Origin of the sequence: Halopseudomonas sp., from assembly GCF_041579695.1 — a bacterium.
Classification (GTDB): domain Bacteria; phylum Pseudomonadota; class Gammaproteobacteria; order Pseudomonadales; family Pseudomonadaceae; genus Halopseudomonas.
The window spans coordinates 1-3,849 of sequence record NZ_JBFGFI010000150.1; the positions used below are offsets into that span (position 1 = coordinate 1).

Here is a 3,849-nt window from a genome sequence, read left to right on the forward strand (position 1 = left end):
ATGATCAACGTCGCCGGTGCGGTTGCCGTGGGTACACCCGGCGCTACCGGGCAGGCAGGTGGCCTGGCGGTTGCGCTGAACCTGGTCGGCACGGACGAGCACTCGACCAAGGCGCATATTGCCAATACCTCTCTGCAGGCCTCGGGCAATGTGCTCGTCAAGGCCACTAGTGGCGCGTCAAATGACCACAATCTGCTGGTCGGCAATGCTATTGCCATCGGAGCCACCGGTGGCTCCGGGTTGGCCTTTGCCGGCGCGTTCGGCGTAAACAATGTGGATCAGCTGGTCGAAGCCGGCATCAAGGACACAGGGACCAATCGCAGTGCCGATGCCAGTGCCACCGAAGGCGGCACGGTCACCGTGCAGGCGTACGACTTTACTGACAGCGTGGCGACGGCCTGGGTGGGCGCAGGCTCAGGCACCGGCTCTGCCGGTGGCATCGCCGTGGCGACCAATCGGGTCGACTCGGATGTCGACGCGGCGGTCCTTGGCGATAACGCTACGGTCGGCAGCACGACGCTGAAGGTGCAGAATCTGATTGTCGATGCCGCACGCGACAACTGGCTGCTGACCATCAGCGCCGGGGTAGCGGCATCACCCAAGCAGAGTGCGCTCGCCGGATCGGTAAGCACCGGTATTGTCGATGGTGATGTCAGCGCGCGTATTGCTGAAGAGGCGCGGGTCAAGGCCTGGAACAACGTAGCGGTGAATGCCGATGCGCTCAGCGTCAATCTGGTGGGCAGTGGCGCACTGGGTATCGGTCTGGGTAACGGCGCTGGCGCTGTAGCCGTCGCGACGGCACTCGAATACGGCAACACCTCGGCTTTGATTGATAACGCGAACGTCATCGCCGAAGGCAGAGGCGCGAGCATCACCGTGGACAGCGGCGCGCTGGCCAATTACGGCACCTTGCCGGACCTGTCGACATCGGGTCAGGCCGAGGACGATGGTGATGATACCAATGCCAGCCCGGTCGACCGCGACACTCTCACTACCGGTTTTTCCTTGCTTAATCTGGACAAGTCTACGCAGAGCGTCGACGGACTGGCGGTCAACGCTACCAGCCGTACCAAGCAGCAGGCTATTACTGTGGGCGGCGCAGGGGCTGAGTCGCTGGCGATCAGCGTCAATGTGGCGACCAACAACTCATCCAATGAAACCACCGCCAAGATCAAAAACAGCATGATCAATGCGGGCATCAGCAATCAGAGCGGTGCCGACGTGTTGGTGCGGGCCAACGCCCATGAAGCCGGGCTGGCCATCTCGGCGGGTATTGCCATCTCGGGCAAGAACTCGGGTGTCGGTGGTTTCTCCACAAACAGCCAGAAGAAGGCGGCCAAGGCCACCATCGACACCAGTATCGTCAATGGCGATGCCGTCAGTATCGATGCCAACAGCTCGAAGGTTGCCCAGGCAGTGTCTGCGGGCGTGGCTGCGGGTGGGAGTGGTCTCGGCGCCGCCGGCTCGATAGTGATTACCGAGCAGTTGGGCGACACCCAGGCCTGGCTGCGGGGCGGTACGCTGACAGCCAACGAACTGACGGTTGCTTCCAACCGTCGCCAGGAAGCCAACGTTGCGGCCGGTGCCGTGGGTATCGGTGGCAAAGCCGGCATCGGTTTCGGCATGGCTGTGAACATCGTCGGCGGTGACAGCAAGGCGCTGATCGGCAATGACCTGAGTGATGCAACCGATACCCGCATCACGCTGGTCAAGGTTACTGACCTGACCGTGGATGCGCAGCGGCTGGAAAATGTGAATAGTCATGCCTTCGGTGCCGGTATTTCTGCCGGCTTTGGCGGGGCGGCAATGATTGATGTCACCGAGTTCCGCGGCGAGACGCGTGCAGGCATCTTCGGCAAGCCCGGCGGTGGCAGCTTTACTACCCGTGTTCGTGGTAAAGACGGCCTACAGGCGGCTTCCAGCGTGACCCTCAGCGCCCAGGAAATTCTCGATGCGAGGCAGTTTGCCCTGGGTATTGGCGTAGGCGCGAAGGTGGGCGTTGGCGTCGTTGCCAACGTGGTACTGGGCCGCAGTCAGGTGTACAGCGAAGTAGTGGGTAGCGATGTCAAGGCCACACTGCTGGATATCGATGCCACCTCCCAGCGCCAGTCCGACCTGACCAGCATCGCCGGCGCGGGCGGAGTGGCCAGCGCAGCCATCAGTATTGGTGTCGCACTGTCTGGTCAGGGTGATAGCACCGCTGATGATGGCACCAATGCCGAAGATGAGTTTGATGCCTCGCGCACTGTTGCCAATACGGTACTCCAAACAGATACGGCCAGCTTCAACAGTCACTTGTCCAGCGAGGACCTGGCGGCCATGGGTACTGATGCCGGCTCGACGCTGCAGCGCACGGCAGCGCCCGCTACCACAACGGCAACCGATGCCGGCAAGTCATTGAAGCTGTCCGGTGAAAGTGTCACCGCTGCGCGAATTTCCGGCGGCGTGATCGACGTTGATAGCCTGAACGTGAACAGCCGTGCCCTGCTGCACAACAATCAATTGCTCGGTGCCGCACAGGTTTCGGCAGTGGGTATTGCCGGTGTGATTGGCATTACCCGCATGTATGACATGAGCATTGCCACTGTCGACAGCAACCTGACGGCGGACAACGTGGTGGTAGGCGCCACGATCGAGAATGTTTCCGACGCAGATGCTGCAGGCGAATCGAAATCGGTCGTGATCGGGCTGGGCGGCGTCAGCGTGGTGGTTAACTACGTCGATATCCGGTCAGCAAACCGAGTCGTCGCTGGCGTTACCGCCGCCAGCGGTTCGGATACTGGTGATCTGATCGTTACCGCGGCCGATACCACGGAGCTGCGTATTGGTGATGTCGATTCTGGCCGGCCGGACTCGGCCACTGACGGCTCGCTTAACGTCAATCTGGGTAGTGCCGCCATTGGCGTAAGCTACGGCTATGCTGAGAAAGCTAGCGAAGTAGACGCCTGGCTGGGTAAGGGCGGCAGGCTGGTCGATGGCTATGACAATATGACTGTCAGTGCCAACAGTTCGGGTATGGTCAAGAGCACGGCATTTTCGTTAGCCGGTGGCATTAGTGCCGGTATCCAGGGCGTGGTGACCGACGCCCAAGACAACTCCCACGCCGATGCCACGCTATTTGGCACCATTGGTACCGGCAGCGGACTGGTCAATGTTTCTGCGCAGGTGGTTCCGGAGATCTACTCCAGCGCCTACGGTGTGACCGTATCCGGCGGCTACTCCATGGGTGGCTCCTTTGCCTACGCCATGACCGACGCCGAAGCACGGGCGACCGTAGCTGACGGTGTGCGCTTCACCGGCAGCGGTGATGTGCTGGTTCGTAGTGAAGTCGGCGATGGATCAGATACCGATTACGAGGCCGCGCACGCTGCTGCATTCGCCGCCTCCGGCGGCTTGATGTTGGGTGTGGCCGGCGCCGAAGCCCGCGCGAGCAATAATGCGCAGTCAGTGGCCAGGGTTGGCGATTATGTCACCATTCCGGATGCCAACTTCGAGGTGTACGCCCGGCATACCGGCGTACAGATTGCCGATGCCGATGGTTACTTTATTGGTGCCTTTGCCGGCGGCTACCAGGTGGGTCTGGCCGAGTCCTTCAGTTCGACCCGCGTCGAGTTCGGCAAGGATCCCAATGCCACGTTTGAGCGCACAGGAGATCTGATCCTTGATGCCAGCAGCCAGAATGAAAACCAGGCGTTCACAACGGCCGGTGGTGGAGGCTTTGTGTCCGGGAGTGCGGCCGAAGCTGTAGTCGAGGCCGGTGATCACGCCAACGGTAATTATGCGGCAGCGGTGCTGGTGGATGACTGGTTCAGCGGCTATCGTAGCGTGCCGATCGATGCCGGGAACGTG

At 61.2% G+C, this 3,849-nt stretch carries 1 protein-coding gene; it reads left to right on the forward strand.

The genetic code is table 11. The features are described 5' to 3' along the window. A partial coding sequence (locus tag ABYA88_RS15645) for a beta strand repeat-containing protein (RefSeq protein ID WP_373188316.1) occupies positions 1-3,849 on the forward strand: 3,849 nt, incomplete at both ends.